The 26,010-nt window shown below is 47.1% G+C and carries 24 protein-coding genes and 2 pseudogenes; 9 read left to right on the top strand and 17 right to left on the bottom strand.

What is annotated here, in order from left to right; genetic code table 11:
• The first annotated feature begins 9 nt into the window (after positions 1-9).
• From nagE to ptsP, 3 genes are all read left to right on the top strand, one after another.
• Positions 10-1,461: an N-acetylglucosamine-specific PTS transporter subunit IIBC gene (gene nagE, locus EV294_RS03885; RefSeq protein ID WP_132303982.1), complete on the top strand. Its 1,452-nt coding sequence runs from the start codon at positions 10-12 to the stop codon at positions 1,459-1,461.
• A gap of 100 nt (positions 1,462-1,561) precedes the next feature.
• Positions 1,562-1,825 carry an HPr family phosphocarrier protein gene (locus tag EV294_RS03880; protein WP_207918095.1) on the top strand — a complete coding sequence of 88 codons (264 nt, stop codon included), beginning with the start codon at positions 1,562-1,564 and terminating at the stop codon, positions 1,823-1,825.
• A 12-nt stretch (positions 1,826-1,837) separates the two neighbouring features.
• The gene (ptsP, locus tag EV294_RS03875; RefSeq protein ID WP_132303980.1) at positions 1,838-3,601 is read left to right on the top strand and encodes a phosphoenolpyruvate--protein phosphotransferase; all 1,764 of its coding nucleotides are present in this window, start codon (positions 1,838-1,840) and stop codon (positions 3,599-3,601) included.
• 57 nt (positions 3,602-3,658) lie between these two features.
• On the opposite strand, the gene EV294_RS03870 is transcribed toward ptsP, so the two are convergent.
• From EV294_RS03870 to EV294_RS03845, 7 genes and pseudogenes are all read right to left on the bottom strand, one after another.
• On the bottom strand, positions 3,659-9,406 hold the full coding sequence (locus EV294_RS03870) for a DUF7507 domain-containing protein (protein WP_132303978.1): 5,748 nt from the start codon (positions 9,404-9,406) through the stop codon (positions 3,659-3,661).
• A gap of 276 nt (positions 9,407-9,682) precedes the next feature.
• On the bottom strand, positions 9,683-10,066 hold the full coding sequence (locus EV294_RS30595) for a hypothetical protein (RefSeq protein WP_243711580.1): 384 nt from the start codon (positions 10,064-10,066) through the stop codon (positions 9,683-9,685).
• A gap of 45 nt (positions 10,067-10,111) precedes the next feature.
• A pseudogene (locus EV294_RS30590) lies at positions 10,112-11,065 on the bottom strand (dihydrolipoyl dehydrogenase family protein); the annotation flags it as partial.
• A gap of 17 nt (positions 11,066-11,082) precedes the next feature.
• On the bottom strand, positions 11,083-12,108 hold the full coding sequence (locus EV294_RS03860) for a zinc-binding alcohol dehydrogenase family protein (protein ID WP_132303976.1): 1,026 nt from the start codon (positions 12,106-12,108) through the stop codon (positions 11,083-11,085).
• A gap of 191 nt (positions 12,109-12,299) precedes the next feature.
• Positions 12,300-12,740: a winged helix-turn-helix transcriptional regulator gene (locus EV294_RS03855; protein ID WP_132303974.1), complete on the bottom strand. Its 441-nt coding sequence runs from the start codon at positions 12,738-12,740 to the stop codon at positions 12,300-12,302.
• A gap of 607 nt (positions 12,741-13,347) precedes the next feature.
• Positions 13,348-13,827: an AAA family ATPase gene (locus EV294_RS03850; protein WP_165930571.1), complete on the bottom strand. Its 480-nt coding sequence runs from the start codon at positions 13,825-13,827 to the stop codon at positions 13,348-13,350.
• A 71-nt stretch (positions 13,828-13,898) separates the two neighbouring features.
• Positions 13,899-14,870 carry a helix-turn-helix transcriptional regulator gene (locus EV294_RS03845; protein WP_243866889.1) on the bottom strand — a complete coding sequence of 324 codons (972 nt, stop codon included), beginning with the start codon at positions 14,868-14,870 and terminating at the stop codon, positions 13,899-13,901.
• A gap of 91 nt (positions 14,871-14,961) precedes the next feature.
• On the opposite strand from EV294_RS03845, the gene EV294_RS03840 reads away from it, so the two are divergent.
• Entirely contained in the window at positions 14,962-15,441 is a 480-nt protein-coding gene (locus EV294_RS03840) for a hypothetical protein (RefSeq protein ID WP_132303969.1), read from the top strand.
• Between the two features lie 27 nt (positions 15,442-15,468).
• Positions 15,469-15,948, top strand: coding sequence for a GyrI-like domain-containing protein (locus EV294_RS03835; RefSeq protein ID WP_132303967.1), 480 nt, complete (start codon positions 15,469-15,471; stop codon positions 15,946-15,948).
• Positions 15,949-16,096: 148 nt separating this feature from the next.
• Here EV294_RS03835 and EV294_RS03830 read toward each other — a convergent pair whose 3' ends face one another.
• The 10 genes and pseudogenes from EV294_RS03830 to EV294_RS03785 form a co-directional block, all read right to left on the bottom strand.
• Positions 16,097-16,804 carry an AraC family transcriptional regulator gene (locus EV294_RS03830; protein ID WP_132303965.1) on the bottom strand — a complete coding sequence of 236 codons (708 nt, stop codon included), beginning with the start codon at positions 16,802-16,804 and terminating at the stop codon, positions 16,097-16,099.
• 98 nt (positions 16,805-16,902) lie between these two features.
• Complete coding sequence (locus EV294_RS03825; RefSeq protein WP_132303963.1) at positions 16,903-17,631, bottom strand: hypothetical protein; 729 nt, start codon at positions 17,629-17,631, stop codon at positions 16,903-16,905.
• An 80-nt stretch (positions 17,632-17,711) separates the two neighbouring features.
• The gene (locus EV294_RS03820; RefSeq protein WP_132303961.1) at positions 17,712-18,353 is read right to left on the bottom strand and encodes a hypothetical protein; all 642 of its coding nucleotides are present in this window, start codon (positions 18,351-18,353) and stop codon (positions 17,712-17,714) included.
• 81 nt (positions 18,354-18,434) lie between these two features.
• Complete coding sequence (locus tag EV294_RS03815; RefSeq protein ID WP_207918094.1) at positions 18,435-18,599, bottom strand: hypothetical protein; 165 nt, start codon at positions 18,597-18,599, stop codon at positions 18,435-18,437.
• A 136-nt stretch (positions 18,600-18,735) separates the two neighbouring features.
• Positions 18,736-19,188, bottom strand: a complete 453-nt coding sequence (locus EV294_RS03810; RefSeq protein ID WP_132303959.1) for a VOC family protein — start codon at positions 19,186-19,188, stop codon at positions 18,736-18,738.
• Positions 19,189-19,813: 625 nt separating this feature from the next.
• Complete coding sequence (locus EV294_RS03805) at positions 19,814-20,428, bottom strand: methyltransferase family protein (RefSeq protein WP_165930570.1); 615 nt, start codon at positions 20,426-20,428, stop codon at positions 19,814-19,816.
• Positions 20,429-20,556: 128 nt separating this feature from the next.
• Positions 20,557-21,006, bottom strand: a complete 450-nt coding sequence (locus EV294_RS03800) for a GNAT family N-acetyltransferase (protein ID WP_243711558.1) — start codon at positions 21,004-21,006, stop codon at positions 20,557-20,559.
• Between the two features lie 141 nt (positions 21,007-21,147).
• Positions 21,148-21,330, bottom strand: a complete 183-nt coding sequence (locus tag EV294_RS03795) for a hypothetical protein (RefSeq protein WP_132303955.1) — start codon at positions 21,328-21,330, stop codon at positions 21,148-21,150.
• A gap of 209 nt (positions 21,331-21,539) precedes the next feature.
• Positions 21,540-21,842, bottom strand: a pseudogene (locus EV294_RS03790) (hypothetical protein).
• Positions 21,843-21,883: 41 nt separating this feature from the next.
• On the bottom strand, positions 21,884-22,339 hold the full coding sequence (locus EV294_RS03785; RefSeq protein ID WP_207918093.1) for a type 2 periplasmic-binding domain-containing protein: 456 nt from the start codon (positions 22,337-22,339) through the stop codon (positions 21,884-21,886).
• Positions 22,340-22,418: 79 nt separating this feature from the next.
• On the opposite strand from EV294_RS03785, the gene EV294_RS03775 reads away from it, so the two are divergent.
• From EV294_RS03775 to EV294_RS03765, 4 genes are all read left to right on the top strand, one after another.
• On the top strand, positions 22,419-22,604 hold the full coding sequence (locus EV294_RS03775; protein ID WP_207918092.1) for a hypothetical protein: 186 nt from the start codon (positions 22,419-22,421) through the stop codon (positions 22,602-22,604).
• A 296-nt stretch (positions 22,605-22,900) separates the two neighbouring features.
• Complete coding sequence (locus EV294_RS30210) at positions 22,901-23,074, top strand: hypothetical protein (protein WP_165930569.1); 174 nt, start codon at positions 22,901-22,903, stop codon at positions 23,072-23,074.
• 626 nt (positions 23,075-23,700) lie between these two features.
• Positions 23,701-24,585: a pirin family protein gene (locus EV294_RS03770; RefSeq protein WP_132303953.1), complete on the top strand. Its 885-nt coding sequence runs from the start codon at positions 23,701-23,703 to the stop codon at positions 24,583-24,585.
• Between the two features lie 111 nt (positions 24,586-24,696).
• On the top strand, positions 24,697-25,962 hold the full coding sequence (locus EV294_RS03765; RefSeq protein WP_243711557.1) for an oxalate decarboxylase family bicupin: 1,266 nt from the start codon (positions 24,697-24,699) through the stop codon (positions 25,960-25,962).
• Positions 25,963-26,010 lie beyond the last annotated feature (48 nt).

Here is a 26,010-nt window from a genome sequence, read left to right as displayed (position 1 = left end):
TGAGATAAGATGCTCGCATTTTTGCAAAAGATCGGTAAATCTCTAATGCTTCCTGTCGCAGCTTTGCCTGCGGCAGCCCTCTTATTGCGTTTCGGCAACATCGATTATGTAAAGGATTTCGGATTCGGCCAGTTCGGCGACTTCCTCAACCATTATATCGCTCCGTTCCTTGCGGCGGGCGGCTCCGCGATTTTTGACAACCTGCCTCTCATCTTCGCGATCGGCGTTGCGATCGGGATGGCCGGCGATGCGGTTGCAACGCTTGCCGCCGTTATTGCGTATCTTGTTCTGACAAACGTGCTGGGCAAAATCCCAACCGTATTCTCGGGTCTCGTGGATAAAGACACAACGCTTAACATGGGTGTACTGGGCGGTATCATTGCGGGTCTTGTCGCTTCCTACTTCTATAACAAGTACCACGACATTAAGCTGCCGGATTGGCTCGGCTTCTTTGGCGGCAAACGTTTTGTTCCGATTATCACCTCGTTTGCGATGGTTATCGTCGGTCTGATCTTTGGTCTCATCTGGGGGCCCGTCCAATCGTGGCTCGATACGTTCGGACGCTGGATTGTTGATCTTGGCGGCGTCGGCGCGTTTATCTTCATGACGGCCAACCGTTTGCTTATTCCATTCGGTCTGCACCATGTTATCAACGCGATCGCCTGGTTCCAAATCGGCGATTACACGGATGCTGCAGGCAACGTGGTTCACGGCGACCTGCACCGCTTCTTTGCAGGAGACCCGACTGCAGGCATGTTCATGACAGGCTTCTTCCCGATCATGATGTTCGCTCTTCCGGCTGCCGCCTTCGCGATTATTCATACGGCCAAACCGGAAAAGCGCAAGCTTGTTTCTTCGATCTTTATCGGTTCCGCTCTTGCTTCGTTCCTGACGGGTATTACGGAACCGCTTGAATTCGCCTTTATGTTCGTGGCACCGGTCCTGTACGTGATCCATGCCGTATTAACGGGTATCTCCGCTTGGCTCGTCGTTGAGCTTGGCATTCACCACGGCTTCGGCTTCTCGGCCGGCTTCCTTGACTACGCGATCAACTATCCGCTCTCGACAAAAGGCTGGATGATTATCCCGATTGGTCTCGTATACGCGGTAGTGTACTACGTCCTGTTCCGCGTCGTAATCGTGAAGCTGAACCTGAAAACGCCTGGCCGCGAAGACGATGATCTGGTTGAAGAAGGCGGCAAGGACGGAGCGCCGGCGGGCGCAGGCGACGATAAAGCGAGTCAAGTTCTCGCGGCGCTTGGCGGTTCCGGCAATATCGAGAGCATTGACGCTTGTATCACCCGTCTCCGTCTGATCGTGAAAGACGAGAAAGCAGTCAATGACGCTGAACTGAAGCGTCTTGGCGCGGCAGGCGTTATGCGTCTTGGCAAAGGCGCCGTGCAGGCGATTTTCGGTACGCAGTCGGAACGGTTGAAAGAACAAATCAAAAAACGCATGTAGTCAGATAAATAGGATGAACAATAGCTTAAACTTACGAAGTAAGAATTACGACGAATGGCCCAACAAGGCCATTCGGGCGGCAATTCCTTTAGGAGGACTTATGGTGGAGAAAGCATACGTGGTTATGAACCCGACGGGCGTCCACGCCCGTCCCGCTAAAAAAATCGTTGAAGCTGCTAAAATTTGCGAAGGTACGGTTTATATCGAGAAAGGCGGCCGTAAAGTCAGCGCAAAAAGCCTGGTTAACGTGCTGTCGATCGGAGCCAAGCACAACGATACGGTTACTGTCAGTGCCGAAGGAGAGAAAGCCGAAGCTGCGGTTGACGCTATTGGCGCTGTGCTGGCTTCTGTGGAAGCAGAGTAAGGAGGCACGCTAATGATGGCAACCGAGATAAAGGGGATCGCCGCGTCGGAAGGTTATGCAATCGGCCGGGCGGTTATCCTCCGCGAAGAGGCTGTTCCTCAAGGGGTAACTTATGTCGAAGCAGGCGAAGAAGCGGCTGAACTCAGCCGCTTCGATGCAGCTGTGGCGGCAGCGCGCAGTGAGCTTGAAGAGCTTCATGCCCGCATGATTGCCAGCGGGCGCGAGAAAGAAGCCGAGATTTTCGAAGCGCATCTGATGCTGCTCGAAGACGAAGAATTGATTGGTGCGGCACAGGAGCGGATCCGCGGACAACGCTACAAGGCGGAAGCGGCAATAAACGAGTCCGGCGAAGAAGTAGCGGCAATGCTCGCCTCCCTCGATGACGAATATTTGCGGGAGCGCGCGGCGGATGTCCGCGATGTCAGCCGCCGCGTCATCCGCAAGCTTGGTCACGACACCGACGCCGATGCCGTTCCGGCCGCAGCAACAGCTGCAACAAGTTCAAACGAGAAGTCTATCCTGTTCGCCTTCGATCTGACGCCGTCGGATACGGCTCAGCTGGATCCATCGGTCATTGGCGGATTCGTTACGGCTGTTGGCGGACGCACCTCCCACTCCGCGATCATTGCCCGCTCGGTCGGCATTCCTGCGATTGTTGGCGCCGGAGACAAAGCACTGCGTATCGAGGACGGTCAGCTGGTTATCGTAGACGGCGCTGCCGGACTTGTTCTGGTGGATCCCGAAGACGAAGAGCTTGCCCGTTATCAAGCTTTGCAAGAACAGGCGGCGGGTCAACGCGCGCTACTTGAGCAATTCCGCGGACAGCCTTCGGTCAGCGCGGACGGACATCAGGTGGAGCTTGTGGCCAACATCGGCTCCGTGCAGGATGCCCGTCAAGCGCAGCAGCAAGGCGCCGAAGGCGTGGGGCTCTTCCGCACCGAGTTTCTGTATATGGGCCGTCCTGACCTGCCAACGGAAGAAGAACAGTTCACGGCCTACAAAGAGGCAGCCGAAGCATTCGGGCAAGCTGCTCCCATCGTTATTCGAACGATGGACATCGGCGGCGACAAGGAGCTGCCAAGCCTGCAGCTCGAGAAGGAAGACAATCCGTTCCTCGGCTACCGCGCGATCCGGATTTGTCTGGACCGTCCGGACCTGTTCAAGACGCAGCTGCGTGCCGTATTGCGAGCAAGCGCGTACGGAAATCTGAAGATCATGTTCCCGATGATTGCGACGCTTGGCGAATGGCGCCAAGCCAAAGCTCTGCTCGAGCAGGCCAAGCAAGAACTCAGAAGCGAGCATGTCGCCTTTAACGAACGGATTGAAGCCGGCATCATGATCGAAATCCCGGCAGCCGCCCAAATGGCGGACCGGTTCGCCCGGGAAGTCGACTTCTTCAGCATTGGCACCAATGACCTTGTCCAATATACGATGGCGGCAGACCGGATGAATCCCAAGCTTGGCTATTTATCCGATCCGCTCCATCCTCCCGTCCTCCGGCTGATTCATCAGGTTATCCGAGCGGCTCATAAGGAGAACAAGTGGGTTGGCATGTGCGGCGAGATGGCCGGAACCCCTATCGCGATTCCGATTCTGCTTGGGCTGGGACTAGACGAGTTCAGCATGAGCGCATCCGCCGTCCTTCCCGCCCGCGCCCTTCTCTCGCGCCTTGACCGCGCGAAGCTGTCTTCCCTCGCGGAAGCCGTGCTGGACATGGACGATGCGGAAGCCGTGCGGTCCTACGTGGAGCGGCAGGTTCCGGAGCTTCGGGTTTAAATCAATAAAGATGTAAAAAATCGCCCTCCTCTTTTCAGAGAGTTGGGCGATTTTTTTCTATTCTTCCTCTACAATGATCGTTACCGAGGCACTTGCTTGCCTAGTAGGACCGTTGTCGGATACGAGCGTTGCCGGACTTACAAGGACGGTATCTTCCTCCACCTCAGGAAGCACAAACGGGATCCGAATCGTCTCGCATGCGCCCGCCTCGAATTCCACAATACGTACCTCGATGCCCAGTAGCGGTGCGTTCAACTTTACGTTAAACAGAGAGACGTTCCCCGTGTTGCAGAACTTAATGGTGAAAACCACCGTCTCGCCCGGTTTTCCGATTGACGGATCAACCGACTCGGTCAAGGATGCGTCAGGGATGGACTGCACCTCGATATCAACCTCTTTTTGCTGCTGAGGCGTTTGGTCGGAGAAAATAGTGACAATGTTTCTGAAGCGGGTACCGCCCCGTGTTCCAGGCGCGATTGGCAGCTGAAGGGTGAACACCCGTCTCTCTCCGGGCGCGAGCGACGGTATTGTCGTCTGGAAACGAAGCAGCGTATCGAAGACGCGAACATTGGTCAGCGTGTTATTGGTGACGTTCGTGACGGTAATGGTCTTGGTTACCGTCTCTCCGGGCTTCGGCAATTCCGGGGTTGCTTCGACTTCCAATTCCGGCAGTTCTACGGGATCAGCCACAATAACTCTTTGTTCATCCACAACAGGCAGGGAACCAGGAGGCTTTTCCGTCCAGGTAACGGTAACGCGATTCGCGATTACCGTTCCTTGCGTTGTTCCTGGCGGCACCGCGAACTCGAAACTCACCCTCTCCGTCCCGCCCGGCGCAATCACCGGAATGGTGAATGATTGACCGGTTAGCGAATCATTTACAACAACGTTGGTAGCCGGTATTACACCGGTGTTGGTCACTTCGATTGTATATCGAATGGTATCGCCGGGTAATGCGGAGCTCCGGTCGGACCGTTTGCGAACGATAAGCGTTGTTTCCGGTCCAGGCGAAGACTCGACTTGAACCTCGGCAATGGTCTCAAGCTCCGGCGATTGATCCGACGATACGATAAACGTATTCCGGACGACACTTCCAACGACGGCGTCCAAAGGTACGGTGAGCGGCAGCGTTAGAGTAATTGAACCGTTCGCCGGCAAGGTCGGAATTGTCTCAGAGAGCCCAAGCAAGGCATCGGTCAATACGACATTCGTCTGCGGCACGTTCAGCAGATTCGTAACCGTTAGCGTATACGTAATCGTATCGCCCGGCACAGCGGTATTGCGGTCGGCAACCTTTTGAATTTGAAGCGTCTGGCCCGGCGGTTCTTGTACTGTCACTTCCGCAACCGTCTCCGCTTCCGGCGATTGATCGGAAGCGGCTGTGAACGTATTTCGGATCGTGCTGCCAAGCACGGCATCCAAAGGAACGGTAAACGTCAACGTCAGGCTGACGGATCCATTGGCAATGAGTAACGGGATCGTCTCGCTAAGCCCCAGCAATACATCCGTCAACACAACATTCGTTTGAGGTGTGCCAAGCAGATTTGTAACGGTCAGCGTATAGGTGATCGTCTCGCCCGGCGAGGCCGTATTGCGGTCGGCAACCTTGCGAATGAATAGAGCGGGTCCCGGCGGATTTTCTACGATGACCTCTGCAACCGTCTCTGTCTCCGGGGATTGATCCGAAGCGGCTACAACGGTATTGCGAAGAATAGTGCCGGGTACCGCACTCAAAGGAACCGTAAACGTAAAGGTCAGTGTTACCGTTCCGTTCGGCGGAAGTACCGGGATCGTCTCGTCTACACCTAGAAAAGGATCGATTAACCGGACGTTATTCTGGGGGACATTAAGCAGGTTCGTAACCGAAACGGTGTAGGCAATCGTCTCGCCCGGCGCCGCCGTATTGCGATCGGCAGCCTTTAGAACAAGCAGCAATGGTCCGGGAAACGCTTCTACAATAACCTCGGCTGCCGTCTCCTGTTCAGCCGATTGATCCGAAAAGACCCTGAATGTATTGCGGATAATGCTGCCGATTGCCGCATCGACGGGAACGGTAAACGTCAACGTAAACGTGACGGTGTCATTTGCGGGAAGTAATGCTATCCTCTCATTCAGCCCCAGCAGTTCGTCGACAAGAATGACATTCGTCTGCGCAATATTAAACAAATTCGTTACGGTTAACGTGTAGGTGATCGTCTCGCCCGGATGCACCGTATTCCGGTCAGGGAGCTTTTGAATTAATAATGCCGGCCCCGGCGGCAGTACAACGACAACATCGGCATTCGTCTCCTGCTGCGGCGATTGGTCCGATTCAACGATTAAGGTATTGCGGATAACACTGCCTTCCAATGCGTCCACGGGAACGGCGAACGTCAGAGTCAGGGTAATGGTTTCGTTCGGTTGGAGGACAGGGACCGTTTCGCTTATCCCAAGCAGCGAATCGCTTAATACGACATTCGTCTGCGGGGTGTTTAACAAATTCGTAACCGTAAGCGTATAGGTGATCAGATCGCCCGGAAGGGCAATCGCTCGATCAGGCTCCTTCAGCAGCGATAGACCTACCCCCGTTACCGAGATAACGGATTCCGCTTCTTGAGGACCGGTCTCGGACGTTTCAACGGTCAGGAGGTTCACGATATCCGTTCCGATCGAAGCTTCCCTTGGAACAATAAATGAGAAGACATGGTGTCGAATCTCGCCTACTGCCAGATCGGGCACAAATTCATCAATGCCAAGTAGCGGATCGATAATGCGAATTCCGGTAAGCGGCACGTTGCCGATATTCTCCAGAACTACCGTGTAAAGAATCGTTTGCCCCGGCGCTACGCTTGACGTCTCCGGAAATTTGATGATGCCAAGCCTCGCATCGGCGAGTACGTTTACCTCCGCACTATCGAAGACGGGTTCCCCCGTTTGGTCGCTGATAGCCGAAGCCGTGTTTATATAGATTTGAGGCGGCATTTCAAGCGGAATGTCAAAGACGAAATCGATTGTTCTGCTCTCCCCGGTAAAAAGCACCGGAATGAAAAATTCCGATCCGGTAATATCATCGAATATCCGGATGTTCGTAAGCTCCACATTGCCCGAATTGATAACGGTGATGAAAAAACGAACGCTTTCTCCAGGAAACACGATATTCCGATCCGCTTCCTTAATCATCTCCAGTCTAGGAACAGGCAGCACTTCAACTACGGTTCCCACTTCCTCCGGCTGAGGCAAATTATCCGAGGTGATCGTCATGAAATTCGCGATGGACAGTCCAGCCTGCGCTTCGGGAGGAATTACAAACGGCCAATCTATATCATAGATACCGCCCGGCGGAATATCGCCGATAAATTGATCCAATCCAAGCAGCGGATCCACAATATGGACGTTTAACAAATCACTATCTCCGTGATTTTCGACAATAAGGGTGAAAATAACCGTATCTCCTGGAAAGGCTGCAGGCGGATTTACTTTTTTGCTGGCGACAAGAAGCGGGGTTCCCGTCACAAGAACTTCCGACTCGGCCGTAAGAGGCGGTTCCGAGAATTGATCTGAGGTTACAAACACCGTATTGGTAATCGGCCCCAACGGCTGATCAAGAGGGACATTATATACAAATTGGACGATATGATTGGAGAACGGCGGAATGACGGGAATGACTTCGAATAGGCCAAGGAAAGGGTCATGAACAACCACATTCGTGAGTGTTGCCGCACTTGGATTTTGAATATCGATTGTGTAGACGACTTGCTCTCCTCTAGCCACTTCGAACCGGTCCGGAAACTTTTTTACTATCGTTCCAAGACTCAAGCAGAATCGCAGCACGAAGGCATCGCTGCCGCCACGCAAGAACGGTTGATACGCTCCCGGCGATACCGGAAAATTGAAAGAGGAAGTTTGACCGGTCAAGAAGATGCAATCCGAATTGTCGACAGCGACAGCATTGCCGACATCGCTTGCGTTGCCGCCCAGGTAAGTGGAGAAGACAAGCTCGTTGCCCATAATATTCAGCTGCGTAAGGAATGCGTCTCCCCCGTCCGCTTGGAATGGCTGGAACGCATCGGGAGTGATTGGAAAATTAAACGATCCCGTGCTTCCCGTCACATAAGCAAAGCCCGATCGTACCGCTATGCCATTGCCGGCATCGGACTCGCTTCCGCCGAGGAAAGTGGAATAGACCAAATAATTGCCGTCTGGGCTTAACTTCGTTACAAAAGCATCAGATGATCCGCCGCCGTAGAAAGGTTGAAAAGAATTGGGGGTAATCGGAAAATCATGCGAAGTTGTGCTCCCCGTAACGTAAGCCTGACCAAAGTCGTCTACCGCAATGCCGTTGCCCTCGTCATCTCCCCCGCCGGTCAGATAGGTAGAGTATAATAGCGATCCATTGTTGTTTAATTTGGACACGAATGCGGCAATTACCCCGGTTAATGAAATCTGAAAGGCTCCCGGCGTCGTTGGAAAATCTACCGAAGTCGTAGATCCTGTCACGTACGCGCTGCCGGCTCCGTCTACCGCTACGCTATGCGCTTCATCAAGCCCGTGTCCGCTAAGTAAAGCGGAATACTCAATGGCGCTGCCGGTCGTGTTTATTTTCGTAACAAACGCATGCTCATTTGCAATAAAGGATTGAACCACGCTCGTATTCGGAAAATTGGACGAAGAAGTTCCACCGGCAATATAGGCGTTGCCTATGCCGTCCAACGCAATGCCGAACCCGGTATCTACTCCCTCTCCGCCAAGATAAGAAGAATAGACTAAAGAGCCGCCGTCCGGACTTAGCTTGGTAACGAATGCATCTTGACCGCCGCTTAGAAAAGGCTGGAACACCCCCGGCGTTGTGGGGAAATCCGGGGAAAGAGTTTGCCCTGTAACATAGGCTTGACCGGATGCATCAACGGCAATGCCGCGTCCCTGATCCGAGCTGCTGCCGCCAAGGAAGGTTGAGTAAATAAGCGCGGAGCCTTCCGGATTTATTTTAGTGACAAATACGCTCGAAGAGCCGTCTTTAAAGGGTTGAAAGGCTCCCGGCGTGACCGGAAAATCCAGCGATAACGTTTGACCGGTCACATAGGCATTGTCCTGACCATCTACCGCGATGCTAGAACCGATATCCGTATCGCTTCCGCCTAGGTAAGTGGAATAAGCAAGTGCCGGATCAATGATTAGTTCATAGTCCGGCCGATATTCTTCGCCAACCTCAAAGCCATAGATAGCAGCATCCTCCTGTAGAAGGAATCGGCCTGCCACTTGCACTTTCTGACCATCAATGATTTGGTGGCAAACGGGCCTCTCTTCTGTCAGAAGGCCAAGCGAGGTGCGAATGTGAAGATTTCCTTCCTCACTTAGCATGAGTCCTTCCGAACCCTGGTACTCAAATCGGATATCGCTGATTCTAGCGCCGGGCTTTACCGCAACATCATACTTGAAATTCCCTTTATCTTCATAGAAGACCAAGTCGATCCCAGGCCACAGCTCACGATACATAATTTCCTTGTAAGCCGAAAGGCCGGTATGCCACTTTCGAGGGTCGTTTCCGACAAGATAATGAACCTTCTCTGAAGTTTGATGAAGACCATCAAGGAGTACATCCTTGTTCGCATTAAGAAATCGGAGAGATAGCGCCATGCCTACCTGTTGTTCTTGCATGTTACCGGTGAAAACAAAAAGCACCTGATCAGAGGAGAACGCAATCTGGCTTCCGGACTTATTGGAATAATAACAAATGTCACCACGGGTTTGTCCTTCGTTCCGCACAAAGGTCCGTGGAGCGTTCCAGTGGCTCATAACGGCTTTACGCTTCGTTTCGATGGGTATCAACCTCTTCCCTCCTGTAATAGCAATCTATAAAACACTCAGTCATAACTGTATGCGCCTAACCTTTCTATATTGCTTTTCCAAATTGTTAAAAATATACAGCTGTCTAACAAGTGGCGGCCTGTTGAAAAAAATATAGCCGTCCTGAAATGGACGGCTATATGAACATTATGCGCTCTCACTCGAAAATTCCCGGTGGCAGCAAAGTAAAAAGGGGCTGTCCCCATAAGGCATTAATATGCCACAAATGGAACAGCCCCTTCATGTTTGCACAATGGTTTAGATCGTACTCAAAAGATCATTCAAAATTTCGGACATGGAAGGATGCGTAAAAATCGTATCTCGAAGCACCGTATAAGGCTGCCCGGTGTTCATAAAGGTAGAAACCGTATTAACGACCTCGCTTGATTCCGCAGCAAACATTGTGAATCCAAGCAGCGCATTGGTCTCCACGTCGATTACGGCTTTCAACAAACCTTCGGTCTGTTTGAACTGACGGGCTCTCGGCGAGGCTGCGGCAGCAAGCTTTGCCGCTTTTACGGAATATCCCCTTCTTATCGCTTCCTCTTCCGTTAATCCGACATGCGATAACGGAGGATCAATAAAGACGGAATACGGGATGTTTTTACGATCCTCCGTTGTGCGGAGATCCTTGCCATACAATTGATCCTTTATGATGCGATAGTCATCAAGAGAGATATACGTGAACTGAGGTCCTCCGTTAACATCGCCGATCGCCCAGATGTGCGGAACATTTGTCCGGAGTTTATCGTCAACTTTAATAAACCCGCGGTTCGTAACTTCCACGCCTGCAGCTTGGAGGTTTAACCCTTCGGTATTGGCCGAACGTCCCGTTGCCGTCAGAACGGCTTCCGCCTCCAGTTCTCCCACTGTTCCATCGGCAGATTTCACAATTAGCTTCGCCGTCGGTCCCGTATCTACGATCTCGCTAACTTCTGTCTCTAATAAGACTTGAACGCCTTTGTTTTCGAGAGTGCGCCGCACTTCCGTGGCTATGTCGGAATCCTCTTTGGGCATGAAGCGATTACCTCTTATCAGGAGCGTCACTTTCGAACCAAAGCCCGCATAAATCGAGGCAAATTCCATTCCGATGTAGCCACCGCCAATGATGGCCAAGCGAGCAGGCCATTGATTTAAATCCAACAGCTCCGCACTTGTATAGACAAGATCGCTCGTAATGCCAGGGATTCCCGGTACGTCCGGCTTAGCCCCGGTATTAATAAAGATTCGGTCCGCTTCCACAATTATTGTTCCATCAGTCGTATCGACTTACACTTCATTAGGCGACAAAAAAGAAGCCGTACCGGTTATTACCGTTACTCCTGGCTGTTCGTTTACATTGTTGAAATTCTTTGTGCGGAGGAGGGAAACAAGAGCATCTTTCTCCTTAATCGCTTTGGCATATTTACTCTTCTTTTCATCGAGGGTATGCTCTTCGTTCAGCGAAATGAAATGGGCTTCATGCGCCAATGCCTTAGTCGGAATGCAACCCACATTAATGCAAGTTCCTCCATACATCGTCGGAGATTTTTCTACGAGAGTTACCTTTAATCCTTGCGAAGCCAGGAATGGCGCCAGCGTTTTTCCGCCCTTGCCAAATCCGATAATTAAAGCATCAGCCTTATCTCTTTGAGTATCCATGATCAGGTCACCTCATATCACTTTTGCAAAACAATCTTCCCAACGGTACGGCCTGTTTCCAATAAAGCGTGCGCCTTGCGCAGGTTCGTCGCATTGATCGGGGACAGGATTTCGTTAGTGGTCGTCCGGATGATACCTTGATCGATGAGTGCCGCTACTTCGTTAAGCAGTTTGTGCTGCTCAATCATATCGGGCGTCTGATACGTCGGACGGGTAAACATAAGCTCCCATGCAAAGGTTGCGCTTTTATTTTTAAGCAATGTTAAATTCAACAATTCGTCTGTCTCTACGATAGAGCAAATCTTGCCTTGAGGGGCAATCGCCTCAGCCATCTCTTTCCAGTGTTTCTCCGTGCTGTTCAAACAGAGGATGTAATCAACATTCTCGTACCCAGCTGCTTTCAATTGGGGAACGAAGGGTTCAAAATGGTTAATCACTTTGTCCGCACCGAGATTTTTGACCCATTGGACGGATTCAGGTCGGGAAGCGGTTCCGATGGCCGTAAGACCCGCATGCTTCGCTAACTGCGTTGCAATCGATCCTACACCGCCAGCCGCTCCGATAATCAGAATCGTCTTCCCGCTGTTATTGCCAGGGACAGTAGAAATTCCCAGACGGTCGTATAAGCTTTCCCAAGCCGTAATCGTGGTCAGCGGAAGAGCTGCGGCTTCGGCAAAATTCAGGCTGGACGGCTTCCATCCAACAATTCGTTCGTCTACGAGATGAAATTCGCTGTTGCCGCCGGCCCTCGTGATGCTACCGGCGTAATACACTTCATCGCCAGGTTGAAACAGCGTAACCTCCGCTCCTACCTCTTCAACGACACCGGATACATCCCAGCCAAGCACGCGAGGAACGCTTTCCGTACGCTCCTTAGGGGCCCGAACCTTATAGTCAACCGGATTTACGGAAATCGCCTTGACCCGCACAAGCAGGTCCTTACCCGTAGGTTTAGGTTTTTCCAATTCAATGTCCATTAAACTTTCCGGATGCTCAATCGGCAAATATTTGTAGAGTCCTACTGCTTTCATTTTTTCAGTCATATTCGTCTCTCCTTAGAATTAATAAAATATACTTAGTTACAATAATTAACTTACAGATCAAAAAAAAATGTATATGCAAACTTACCATTTTTCCCATCTCGCTAAAGTCAATTTATCATACCAAGTTAGTTTTTACAACTTACTTTTTGTAAAAATTGCCGGGTTTAAAATAGCCCGACTCATTTACTCTATCAAGTGCAGCTTCCCGCAATTCGCTCGACTGATATATTATCCACCAAGCTTTCGCATTTGGGACAATAATAACGCAGCTCGATTTCATGGCCACAGTCTGCGTGCTTCATCACTTTATAGCTTTTGTCCAAATGTTTTCTCCCCCACAGAAGATAAGCATTCAGTACCATCTCCAAGTCATGTCCGCTTTCCGTTAATTCATATTCGTAACGCGGGGGGTGCGCGGAGTATAGATTGGAGGCAATAAGCCCGTCTTCCTCCAATTGCTTTAACCGTTCGGATAGAACGTTCGCCGAAATCGTCTTCAGTGCTTGCTTGATTTCGTTAAAGGTCTTCTTTCCCGTCATTATTTCATGGATTACCAGCAGGGTCCAGCGGTCCCCTATAATATTGAGGGTCTGTGCTATGTTACAGTCCAGTTGATAAATGCTCTTGGACATCGTTCTCCTCCTTAAGACTTCGTTTCATTAGTTACATTGTAACAATATCGACTAAAATAAATCAATTGCACTAGAAGCCGCAACGCAAAGCTCGAAGCCGTCTGGATCGTATTTCCCCAAAACTAAATAACCGATGGCTATTCTGTATAATACTTACATTTTTTAAGTAGTCATGATATACTACCCTATATCAAAATTTAACAACTATAGGGGGATATTTTTGAGTAATAGAATCATGATAGACAACACCCGGTATTCGTTACATCTGGATCATGATCTGACAAACGCTGCAGCTGACATTTTGTATTCCATCAATGGTTGCCAGGTTTTACAGGTTAGTTTCGAGGCATTAGAGATCGATAATATTCACGATGAAGCATTAAGGCCATTTTTTGGTCTGATCGATTTCCGCATAGTAAACAACAGCATAACTCTGGAAAGGATTCTCGAAATTCTAAACCAAGAGCTCCTTCCTTCTCTTGAGATAACAGATCATAAAATCTAAGAAAGCAATTTCTGAAAAAGCGGCTATATAGTTTATGTTCAACACAAAAATCCAGTTCAGCGCGGCTGAACTGGATTTTTTGCTTTGACGCAAGGGCTAGGTTTATATAACGTTTAAAAACTCGCTTCGCCTGGTAATTTCCGCGGATAAGCTTGCCGTCATGCTGAAGCCTACGCAAATAAACTGAACATCCGTATTGATATTTATATATCTGAATAGCTCGAATATCTCAGAGATATTCGTGCTGGCTTCTAATTCTTGAATATCATCAAAAACAAAATGAGAGATCTTCTTTTTCGCGATTTCCGAACATAACAAGTGAACTAAGTAATCATTTTGATATTGCTTTACAAAAGGAACTTCTATCGCATGCAGCAATTGAAGAATTAACGTTTTCGTGGATCTAGCAGACTTTAAATTCATATAAATGGCATGCCCATTATCCTTACAATATCTCTTTAGCACAAAAGAATTTCCGGTTGTATGCTCCGCTTTCAGAAAGCAAAACACCTTATCGTTACTCTCATTCAGAAAGTTTGATATGATAAGATGGGTCTTGTCATAGCTTAGTTGTTGACTCACGAAAATAACCTCCAAATATACCAGATATTTAGAAGTATCGTCACTGCAGCTAACTTTTATACAATAGTAGATTAGATAGGAAATCTTAGATTGGTTAAGCGATCCTCCAAAATCAGGCGCAGCTCTTCCGGAATCCGCTCGAACATAACCCCCTTCCCCAAGAACAAAAGCCAATCCGCGTAATAAGCCAGCTCCTCAACGTCAGTCACATCCAGCTGAGCATTAAAAATCCCGCTCGATTGAAACATTCCGGTAAAGGACAAAATAATCCCCGGCGGGTGCATGCGTTTGAAACGCTGAATTCCGACCGCGTCAAGCTTTACAACCAGATTGGACTGACGCGCACCCATCCGTTTTTTGCTTAAAATCTCTTGCTCGGAGTACTTCATCTCATGATCGGAAATAGCGGAATCCCGAAGCAAATCAACAGGCAAATAACGAAACTCATCCGTATCAAAATCATATACCTCTACTAGCCACTGCGCGTTCGAGTTGAAAATGTGAAGCAAAAAAACGTCCAGCAACTGCGGCCAGCCAGGACTCGGCTCATACGTCACGCGTAAATGCTTATCTCGCACAGCTAGCGAAATCAACTGGTTTAGCTCCGCAGGCGCCGCATCATCGAGCTCCAAAAGATTCGGATTAGCAGGATTCGTATTTTCAAAAAGCAAAATATGATTCAGCTCGATCAGCTCGTCTTGCTGCGTTTGCGACGCGATGCCGATAAGCTTTTCCGTGATCGAGCGGCGGTTTTGCAGATAAGGCAGCTGTGAATTTTTCGAGGCGATAAAACTGATGAAAATCGCCTTCAGCTCATCCGGCGTAAACCGTGCCGCCGGCAAATACTGATTTTGCAGGACATTGTAGCCCCCGCCGCGCCCCAGCTCGGTCGTCAGCGGAAAACCCATCGCTTGAATCTCATTAATGTCGCGGATCGCCGTCGCGCGGGAAATCTTGAACTCCCGCTGAATCTCGGCAATCGTAAAATGCGCGCGGTTATTGATGTAGCGCATGATTAGGTTTACTCGTTCTGTTTTCTTCATGATTTTATTGTATCAAAAAAGTATCATTTTTTGATACATTCGGCCAATAGAATCGATCTTGTAAAAGTAAATCCGCAAAGGAGAGAACAAAATGTCTAACTACTCCATCAAAACGATCTCGGAAAACTACAAAATGACTGCTTTCGGTGTTTCATTTGAGGACTTTAACGACTGGGCAGGCAATGCGGCAAAAACGGCGGCGAAAAAGGCTGAAATCACTGAAAATGGCAAGCTTGCCGAGCTTCTCGCGCTGGCTGACGGGCAGGAATATCAAATCAATTATGTGCTCGACGGCAAGGCTTGGCGCGGCTTCGGCGTGATGGGAGATTTCAAGGTGGAAGACGCGGTCGTCCTCGATTTCCTCGCTGGCGACTACCTCGTTGTACCTGGCACAGGCGCTGACAAAGACAGCCTCGCGGATCAAATCACAGGCCAAGTGTTCGGCGGTTTGCTGCAAGAAATTACAGATTACAAATACGTTGGCCCGGGTAACTCCACATTCGTCAAAGCGGCTGAAAACGGTGAATTCTACGGCGAAATGTGGCTTCGCGCAAAAAAAGTGGAAAACTAATCTTTGTGGAATGCGAAAGGAGCTCATATGGCAGCAGAATACACAATTGAACACAAAAAATCATTCACATTAACCGCGTACGGTTTCTCAATCCAGTCCAATTTTCAAGACATGACAGCATTGCAAAAGGAAAAAGCCGAGTTTTGGGGCAAACTCAAGGCTGACGGGCGATTTGCCAAGCTCAAAGACGCCGCAAAGGACGATCGTGAATGGTCAGTGAACGAAGTTTATCAGGGCAAGCCGTGGAATTATTTCGCGGTAGAAGCCGGAAAATCAGTTGCTGACGCAACTCGCCTTATCGAGTTTCCGGAGAGCGAGTACATCGTGGTCGCGGGGAATGGCGACAAGGAAACCTTGTTTGATCAGTTGACGTACCTTGCTTTCGGCGAAGTCCTGAGCCAAATCACCGATTATGCTTACATCGGCGGTCCAAATGCGACCTATCGCGAAGATAACGGCGAGGGCAGTTTTTACGGCGAATTCTGGGTACCCGTGGTTAAAAAATAATTTTCGCGGAATTATGGGCTGAAGCTGCCGAAAGTGTCGGCAGCTTCATTTCGGTTCCGATGGCTAGTCCAATCTCAAGATCGCCTCCGAAGAATGATTTGTCCGACATTAAAAATTATCCAACTTATCAACTGTTTCTTTTTTCTCATTAGGATAAAGCTTCCATTAATTTGATGTACTGCAAATCTCCTAAACCGTAGTGAGGGAATCGATGAAATAAGCGCTGCAATAATTCATCCTGCGTCTTATCTTTATGCTTCTTAATAAACGCGGTGATTTCGTTATCTACTTTTATATATTCTAGATATAAACGGATTCCCTGGTACATCACAGGCATTAAATGGGCTTCGGGTAAACGATGATGAATCAAAACCTGTTGGTAAATTTCTTGATAGCCTTCCAGCCTGATTTCCGTTTCTTCCACTTCATAAGTCATTTCCTTCACCGTATGGAAATACACTTTCCCATCGTATCCCATTTGTTCTAAATACGCCAATACGGTCAGTAGATTGATTTGACAGAACATGTCATCTCCGAACCACAAAACGATGCATTTGTATTTGTTCTCAAACAGGGATATCAAAGGAGTCACGGTAATTTTCTCATACTCCTCTAAAGGCACTTGATGTCCGGATGCTCTTATTTGTTTAAATTCATCGCTGAAGATCGCAGCGGTCGTATCGTTTGAACACATGGCTTCATTGAAAGGAACATAGTCGCCATTTTCCATTAACTGATGACGATAAAATTCTTCAAACATCATCTGTCCATTTAAGATGTTTAAAATATCTTGACCAAATTGATCCTTAATCTTATTTTTCAGTGCCCCAATCTTTAATTTCTGCGAGATGTCCACCGATCAGCTTTCCTCCCAACGATTGATTTTTTATTTCCCAAAAGTTCAATTCCCAAATTTTTTGCATCAAATTCAGTGCGTTAAAACATTTTAGAGATTTATCTATATGACTTAATGCTCCATTCTTTGTTTTTATATACGAGCCAATATTCCAACCTGGCCTTTGCTTTATATCTTTCCATGTTAGTATAAACATCGTCAAAGTCGTATACCTTACCAATAACGTTAAATGGAATTTCTACGCCGTTTCTAGATTTGATTAATTTGTATAAATCAATCAATATTCCATCTCTGGCCATTTGAGCCAGTTCTTCTGCAACGTCTACATTCAGTGACCTTACATTCTTCTTATAAGACTTCAATCGAAATGAAATCAAATGCCGCAATACTTCAATGTAATTATTTATATCTTTGTAAAAAATTTTGTTGAACCAACCATCATCATGTGCCAAGTATACAATTTTATTGTCAAGTTTATCGAAAAAGGGGCTTGCTAATGGTTGTTTATAATGACTTAAATACAACAATTCTGCTTTCTCTTGTGGTACTAGATTATCAAGGGCACTAACCGTATTAAAATCTACCCAACAAAAATCACCATAGGAATATACATTCTCATTGTAAAGGTCATTTAAATTTTCACTTGTAACAAACTCTAATCCGACACCAGAATGAAAATCTTCACCCGCATATCCAGATGCAAGAAGCAAGATATAGTTTAATTCAAAAGTAAAACAATTGATAAAATCAGTAAACTCGATTCCCATTGATGTAACAGACTGTTCATCCTCATTATAAATCATGTAAATGATATCTTTTGATTTCATGTGAAAGCCCCTCGAAAAATTAGCTTAGTGAGATATAGTACCACCAAAGAAAGTACTAGCGCCTTGAGAAAACGGCCTCACTAACTCCTTAAGCGTAATAACTCTAACTCTTGAAGAACTTCCTTTACATCACAGCCGGGATTTAAGATATTGATTATCTCTTCCGTAATGGGGAAATCATTATAAATTTTTGCAACAACCTCTAATGATGGCGATAATTCAAAATAGCCTTCTGCAAATTCTACAAAGTCCTCCGGTGTATGGAATATACAGCCGATTAAAAAATCGGAACCATCGCTTACACCCAATGGAATTTCAACTTTTCCCTTGTGCCAGTTAACGTCACTGCTTTTACGCCATATACAAAAAGTCACATCGTCTTTTTCAATTGCATCATCTTCAAGCAAAGATACTAATTCCTTAGGAACGTCATCATAAATCCCTTGCAATACTTGATGTTCATCTTGAGCATACGGGCTTAATTCAGATTCATGATCGAAGCCTTTTATGATGGAGCCTTCAGGGGAAAACAAAATAATTAGATGGTCACCCGCTCCATTATCTATTTTCGCCATACAAACACCTTCATCCCAATCTTGAACAAAACTATGGTAACGAAGCCATTCATCTCGACAAAGAATAATATTTAATGACGCTTGGACTTTCATTAGCTTTTTTAAGATTATTGGATTTGGTAAACGCTCTAACACATTTACTTCCATGAATCCTCACCCTTTCGTCTTTTCTTGCAAAGATGCCATTCAAATGCCCTCTTTTTGCACACATCCTACGCTAGTTGAACGCTATTTTAATAGCCAGTTGACAGCGTCTAATAAATCCTCAGCTATGTAGTCTGGAGTAGCTTCAAGCCATTCATCAAAATATTGATGATTAAGGTATCTCGCCGGCGCTTTCTCGCCAGAACCTGTTTTTACTAACACTTTGGTACATCCTGCATTTGGCAGCAATCATATCGGTCCACCTATCACCAATAACAACGCAACGCTTTAAATCAAGATCATTAAAGTAAAGCCGCCTCTTGAAGAGACATGGCTTTTTGAACGATCGTAATGTACTTTCCAGTTAAGTCTTCTTTCAAACCACTTATTTATTACCGAGCTGTTCCGCCAAACCGATTAGAAGCCCTTCAGTACCACGCATGTAGCAGAGCCGGTACGAGTCTCCGTATTGAACTACTTCGCCAATGAGCTCAGCACCACGCTTAATAAGTCTGGATACCAATTCATCAATATCTTCAACGGTGAACATGACGCGTAGATAACCGAGGGCATTTACTGGCGCTGTTCGGTGATCTGATATTGTAGGTGGAGTGAGAAATCGCGAAAGTTCAAGACGGCTGTGGCCATCTGGGGTAACCATCATAGCAATCTCTACACACTGCGACCCTAGCCCGGTTACGCGACCCGCCCACTCACCTTCGATAGTAGCCCGCCCTTCCAGCCTCAAGCCAATCTCTTCGAAGAAAGAGATTGCTTCGTCAAGGGACTCAACAACGATGCCAACATTGTCCATTCTTAGCAATTTGTTTTCTGCCATTAGTCTATCTCCTTATGTGTAACTAGTTTATTACCTGTCATCTTCTATTCATTCTATCAGGGACTACTATTTCCTTCCAAAAGCGCGCGTTCTCAATAGTAGATTTATATGCGATCGAACGATACATTAAATTATTATCTTGACAATATTTCATTAATAAATAAATCTTCCCTGCACCAGAAATTAATTTTGATTCGTCCCGATGATAGTCATTTCTAGATTGTGTGTTTGTGCTGTTGATTCTTACCATACATATCGAATTCTTTAATCTTGCATGTGCATTTCGTTGTTGAATCCAGGCATTATAACCGTTGGGACCCGAATGCGCTTCATCCGGTTGATGCCACGCTCTTGCCCATACATTTTTCATGCCTGGCGCTTTGAAATCAATCGTTACCGTTCCGGAGACCACTCATAGTTATTCCTTCAATTCTTGAATGATGGAATTCGGGCAATATCTTCATCTCTTTTAGAACTCTATAATTCTTAATGAATCCTGTCCTCGCCCTTTAATTCAATAAAGCCGCAGCAGATCCTCCGATCTGCTGCGGCTTTATTGATTGAATTATAGTGTCCCGTTAGCGGAATTATCTGCGCGGGTCTCGCTGAGCATTAAACGAACGATTTACCAAATGAACGGGATCAATCTATACGTTTTTGAACAATATTCGTCGAATTCCTTTTTGAATTGTTCACGTAATGCCTTTTCTTCCACTTTAATTCTAACATGAAGACATAGTGTAAAAATAAACGTTGAACAAATAATGGCGAGTACGTTACCCAAAGAAAATGCAACTCCGACCGAAATAAATAACAAACCTGTATATGATGGATTACGCAAGTGCTTATAGACGCCGCTTTGTATGAGTTGATGATTTTTCATAGTTTGTACGGTAACAGTGAAATACTTTCTTAAAGTTAAGACGGATGCAACTCTGAGAACAATTCCGAGGATTATAAGAATAATCCCAAAAAAATAAAATAGATGTGGCAATTCTAGTTGTTTAATAAAAACCGGCATAACATCGCTTGCAAGAAAAAAACTCAAACAAATAGTTCCGGAAAGTCCTAAAACTACAATAAAGATCGAACCTGAGTCCGACCTTTTGCTATTTCTGCGTGATCGATATGAATTAAGATCCGCATAAATTCGAATTGCCAACTCACATCCAACAGCCAGAGCAATTATACAATAAAAAGCTATTTGTTCCGGTGCGTTTGCGAAATAGGCTGAATCCATATACATCACTCCATTTCTCAGCGTCACAAACTAAAGTAGAAAATACAAGCACACAAGAAACAATGATAACTCGTTCATCTCCCCTAGTTTATTCTTCATTCCAAAGATATTGCAACTAACGTTCTCCGTTAGCTGAACTTCACAAAGTGAGTATCATTTTGTGAATCAGCCTTAACAGAAAATCCAATAGATTGATAAAACATATCTGCATTTGGATTATCTGTCTTTAATACAAGCATCTGATAGTAATTTTTAGCCTCCGTAATAACTGAATCCATCAGCAAGCGTCCTATCCCGAAACGACGGACACTTGGTAAGACATAGAGGCGACGAACACGACCAACTGCTTTACTACCTGTGTGAGGGTCTTGGTTTAACCCGCAAACCCCAACAATATCGCCGTCTTTAATAGCGATGAAGAGTGCTTCCCCGTCCCCGTCAAATTTATTGGTTCCTGCTTCATAGTCGATCACTAATCGTTTGATGTGACGAAATCCTTCGCTCGTACTTTCTTCAACGAGTCGCATTATCTTAGTGGTTTCTAGATGATTAACTTTTGTGATGATACATTCATTCACTTAACCACCCCCTTGAGTTAAAACCCTTTCTAGTCCAGTCTCCAATCTCAATTATATTGGAAGTACCCTGCCCTTTCGACAAAAAGCAACCAGACGTTATAGGCCGGCTGCTGTCGTGTTATTCTGAACTAACGTTCCCCGTCAATCATCGACTTTGCGTTTCTTTAAATAATATTCAACTAAGGCCACGCCAGTTGAGGTACCAAATGCTACTAAGAATGCTGTTCTAACTTCCAAATCCGGTTTAAATATCGCGTTTAGAATAAGGTTTCCGATAAAGAAGACCGAAAACAAGGCTAAAAATCTAATTCCTTTTCGCTTCAAGAAGTAGCCTCCATAAGGTATCATCAAGTTGTTCTTAAAAATATTACCACATATTAATGTAACTATGCTGACCTTACTCAAACAACAAACCGGCAGCGGATCTCTAATCCGCTACCGGTTTGTTGTATTTGAGCTAACGTTTCCCGTCCCTCCATGCATCTATATCTGCAAATTAATACGTTCTTTCATGGTAGTTCAGCTAACTTTAGCTACTCTAAAAGGACAAATGTATTTTCAAGTCCCATCCTATCTTTAAGGGTTTTACCCAATGCATAATGATTCGGTATATCTTTCTTAATAACACAAATAATATTACCTGCCTTACCTTGCGAGAGGTTGGTTAGTTGAAGATACTCTACGTTATCATAGATAAAAGACACCTAATAATCATAATAGTCATCCGCCTTATCAATAACATTCAACCCAACATTATAAAGCCTAACCTTTGTCCCAATCCAAATCTTTTCATCATCACTTATGTTCCGTAGTGGGATCCAGTTAGCTCTTTCCATAATACACCTCCTAGAATTTTCGCTATAGTTTCCCCGTCCCCCTATTTGCTAGCATTCATTTCTTTTATGATCTCTATAAATTGATTGACTGCCTCCGATGGATGTAATGAATATAGCAATCCATACGGAACTGCAAAATCCAAATCACTTGGGATCGTCGCCAAGGATGGGTGAATATCCGCCCACGCCTCCAATGTCAGCATAACCGTATTACTTTCCTCGCAGCGATTAAACCCATCAAGGTCGTAGAGTCGCGGAATCTCTTTAATTCGTATTTGAGGATGATTTTTTATCAAAAAATCACGTATATCATGAATAACTGAGCAGTTCCCGCCATTCACCACGGCCAATCTTTCCCCATACAAATCTGTGACAGAAAGTGTTTTCTTAGAAGCCAGCCTATGGTGCCGAGAGACGGCAAAACAAAAACGGTAACTCCCCAATTCAAGCGCACGGTAGTATTCTTTCCAACGTTCTGCAAGTAATGGCCCTACCATGATAGTTCAACTTCTTGCGCGAGGCTATCGAGCAGAGCTTCGACCGCCCATTTGGAAGCGCAATAGAAGCCGATGAGCGGTGACTGAACACCGAGGCGATCCGCGGGCAACAGCCGAAGCGATTCTTCAAATCGTAGACGCCCAGGATCCGCCTCTGCGGTTTGCAGTCGGCGCTGGAGTCTTGCCTTTGGTACGCGGAGCCTATGCCGATCGATTAGCCGCTTGGGAGGCATGGGAGGCTGTAAGCGCAAGGCAACCCGACTGACCCTTTGCTTAATTCCGATACCTCAAAATAGCACTGTATTCGCGTATAGCAAAAATATAGAAGGTATCGTTATAATGGCGAATCAGTTGCTTAGCTGCTAACGTTCTGAATTGAAAGGCAAGCTGTAAGACCATGCCCAACACGATGGTGAAGCGTAACATAAATTCAGCTGCCATTTTGTTCTTCTCGACGTTTCCGGGTAGCACAGCCGATTTGCAAAAAACGCAAGTTGCATAATTTATCCGAACAATGATAAACATAATGCTTGCCGTTATTGAGCATAAGGAGGTGCTAACATGACCAATAAGCAAAACGAGGTATCAAAAGCGGAAGTGCAGAGTACGAAGATGAACAGAATGCCGGTGCCAGGTTCAAACGACACGGAATTTTCCGCCGAGGAAGCTGCAGAGGTATTTGAGCAAAATCAATCTGTAGAGCGCTCAGCCCGTGACTTGAAGAAATTTGAGTAAATGCAGCGCAAAAAAACGGAAGCCCGGTTCCACCCAGGAACCAGGCTTCTTATAAGATCAAAATCTGTCCGATCATTCTATCCCTCCATTCATTGATGTTAGTAACCACTTATTTCTACGTTTTCCTGCCTCAATTGCTCCGAGAACAGCAAGTCTCTTTATTGCACACCTGATCGTTGGAAACGGGCATATGAAAAACCACCACGGCATAATGCCTTGGCGGTATATTTATCGTTGATCTAATGTATATTCTTTGTCAGCACCTTCAGACGGTCCGACGTGCACAGTTTAGTCATGAATATCAGTTAAACACAATCGATAGTTATTTTTATAGTTTAACCATTATAACAATTTATAAACCTCTACCATCTACTTATTGAACTATCGTTCCCCGTCCATCTTTTCTTGCATAATTATACAATTACATGTATATAGACTTTCTTGAAACAAAACATACAGGTTAAGTTGAAACATTTACAGCTATTAATGAAAAATAACATAACAAAGAAAGCTTCAATCGCTTTTGCTTCCAACCTCTTTACACACTTACTTTTTTATAGTATAATATCTTTAAATTAAGATAATTATTAATGAACAGAATTCAAATATAAGGAGTTGCATCGATCATGACAACAACATTCCGGGCGGTAGAAGGCGTATATCAAGGGGCTCCATTCCATATGGTTGGCAACGGATTCCGGGTATCGAATTATTTCCCCGGCGGCACGAACTTCAGCGAACGCTTTAGTCCCTTTATTCTGATGGATTACAACGCGCCGTTTGTTTTCCCGCCAAGCAATGAGGTAAAAGGCGTTGGCGCGCATCCGCACCGCGGCTTCGAGACGGTTACCATCGCATACGACGGTTACGTCGAGCATCATGACAACAAAGGCCATCACGGGATTATCGGCCCCGGAGACGTGCAATGGATGACGGCAGGCTCCGGTCTGCTGCACAAGGAATATCATGAGACAAACTTCTCCCAACGCGGCGGATTGTTCCATGTCATTCAGCTGTGGGTCAACCTCCCCCGCGCGCACAAAATGCACGCGCCGAAATATCAGGAGCTTCTCAAAGCGGATATGGGATATTCGGAGCTTCCTGACGGCGGCGGTACGGTTCGCGTTATCGCCGGCAGCTTCAACGGCGTAACCGGCCCTGCCCAAACCTTTACTCCGGTTGACCTGTTCGATATCTCGTTCAAAGCCGGCGGCCGGGCAAGCTTCGAGCCCCCTGCGTCCTACAATACGGCGGCGATGGTGCTGAAAGGCAGTGCCGTCATTAACGGAGAGCGAAAAGCGGCCGAGGGAGATTTCGTCCTCTTCACCAATACGGAAGGAACCATTCAGATTGAAGGCCAGACCGACGATACGCTGGTGATCGTTCTAAGCGGTGAACCCATCGATGAGCCGGTCTTCCAGCAAGGACCGTTTGTCATGAACAGCCGGCAGGAAGTTTTTCAAGCCTTCGTTGACTTCCAGGACGGTAAAATGGGACCGGCCGACTTCTAAATCGCATGACAGCCGGGCAGATTGCCCGGCTTTTTTTCTGCCAGCCTGCCTCATAAAAACCAACCCTTCCGTCATATGTTTGCTTGAAGAGCTTATATAGGAGGGAAAGGAATGAACGATTCGAACGCCGGCAGCCATGCCAACGCTTCTTCTAATATGCAGCCTGCTGATTCCAACAACCTGTCGCCTGACGTTAAGGATGGGAAAAGCGAACCGTTTGCCGTACCTCAGCCTTACCGGCCTAGCGATTGCGCGGGCGGACCCGACTTGGGTCCGCGCGATATTATGAGGGACTTGGAAAATCCCGATATGCTTCGTCCCCCGATAACCGATAACGGACTGGTGCCTAACCTGAAATTCTCGTTCTCCGATACGCATATGCAGCTCAATCAGGGAGGCTGGTCCCGCGAGATTACGCAGCGCGAAATGCCGATTGCCACAACGCTGGCGGGGGTAAACATGTATCTGACGCCCGGCGGCGTCCGAGAGCTGCATTGGCATCAGCAATCCGAGTGGGCCTACATGATATGGGGAAGCGCGCGGATTACATCCGTCGATCAGGACGGACGCAATTTTATCGCGGACGTGGAAGCGGGCGACTTATGGTTTTTCCCGGCGGGACTGCCGCATTCCATACAAGGGCTTGAGCATGGCTGCGAGTTCCTGCTTGTTTTTGACGACGGCAAATTTTCCGATCTGAACACGCTGTCGATTTCCGACTGGTTCGCCCATACGCCAAAAGACGTGTTATGCGCTAACTTTGGCGTACCGGAGTCTGCCTTTGATTCGATTCCGACGGATCAGCTTTATATTTTTCAGGATAACGTACCCGGCCCGCTCGAAAGCCAACAGGTTCATTCCCCTTACGGTACGGTGCCGCAAAGCTTCAAATACCGCCTTCTTGCCCAGACGCCTATCGTGACGCCCGGCGGTACGGTTCGGATTGCCGACTCCACCAACTTTCATGCCGCCAAAACGATTGCCGCAGCGCTTGTCGAGATCAAGCCCGGTGCGATGCGGGAACTGCATTGGCATCCGAACAATGACGAATGGCAATATTATTTGACCGGACAAGGACGGATGACCGTCTTTGCCGGAAACGGTGCCGCAAGAACGTTTGATTACCGGGCCGGGGATGTCGGTTACGTGCCGTTTGCTTATGGACATTACATTCAGAATACCGGCGATGAGTCCTTATGGTTTCTGGAGATGTTCAAGAGCGACCGGTTTATGGACGTCTCCCTCAACCAATGGATGGCGCTTACGCCAAGGGATCTTGTAAGAGATAATCTGCATGTCGGTCCCGAGCTTCTGAACGCGCTGCGCAAGGAGAAATGGCCGGTCGTGAAGTACCCGGGGAAGTCCTATTTGAAATAGGCGAACGTCCTGCCGGGCGAAGGCATAGGATATCCCATTAGTCCAAGT

Source organism: Paenibacillus sp. BK033 (assembly GCF_004345425.1).
In the GTDB taxonomy this organism is placed as follows: Bacteria; Bacillota; Bacilli; order Paenibacillales; family Paenibacillaceae; genus Pristimantibacillus.
Note: the sequence above shows the minus strand (reverse complement) of the source record. Positions and strands in the feature narration are given on the sequence as shown.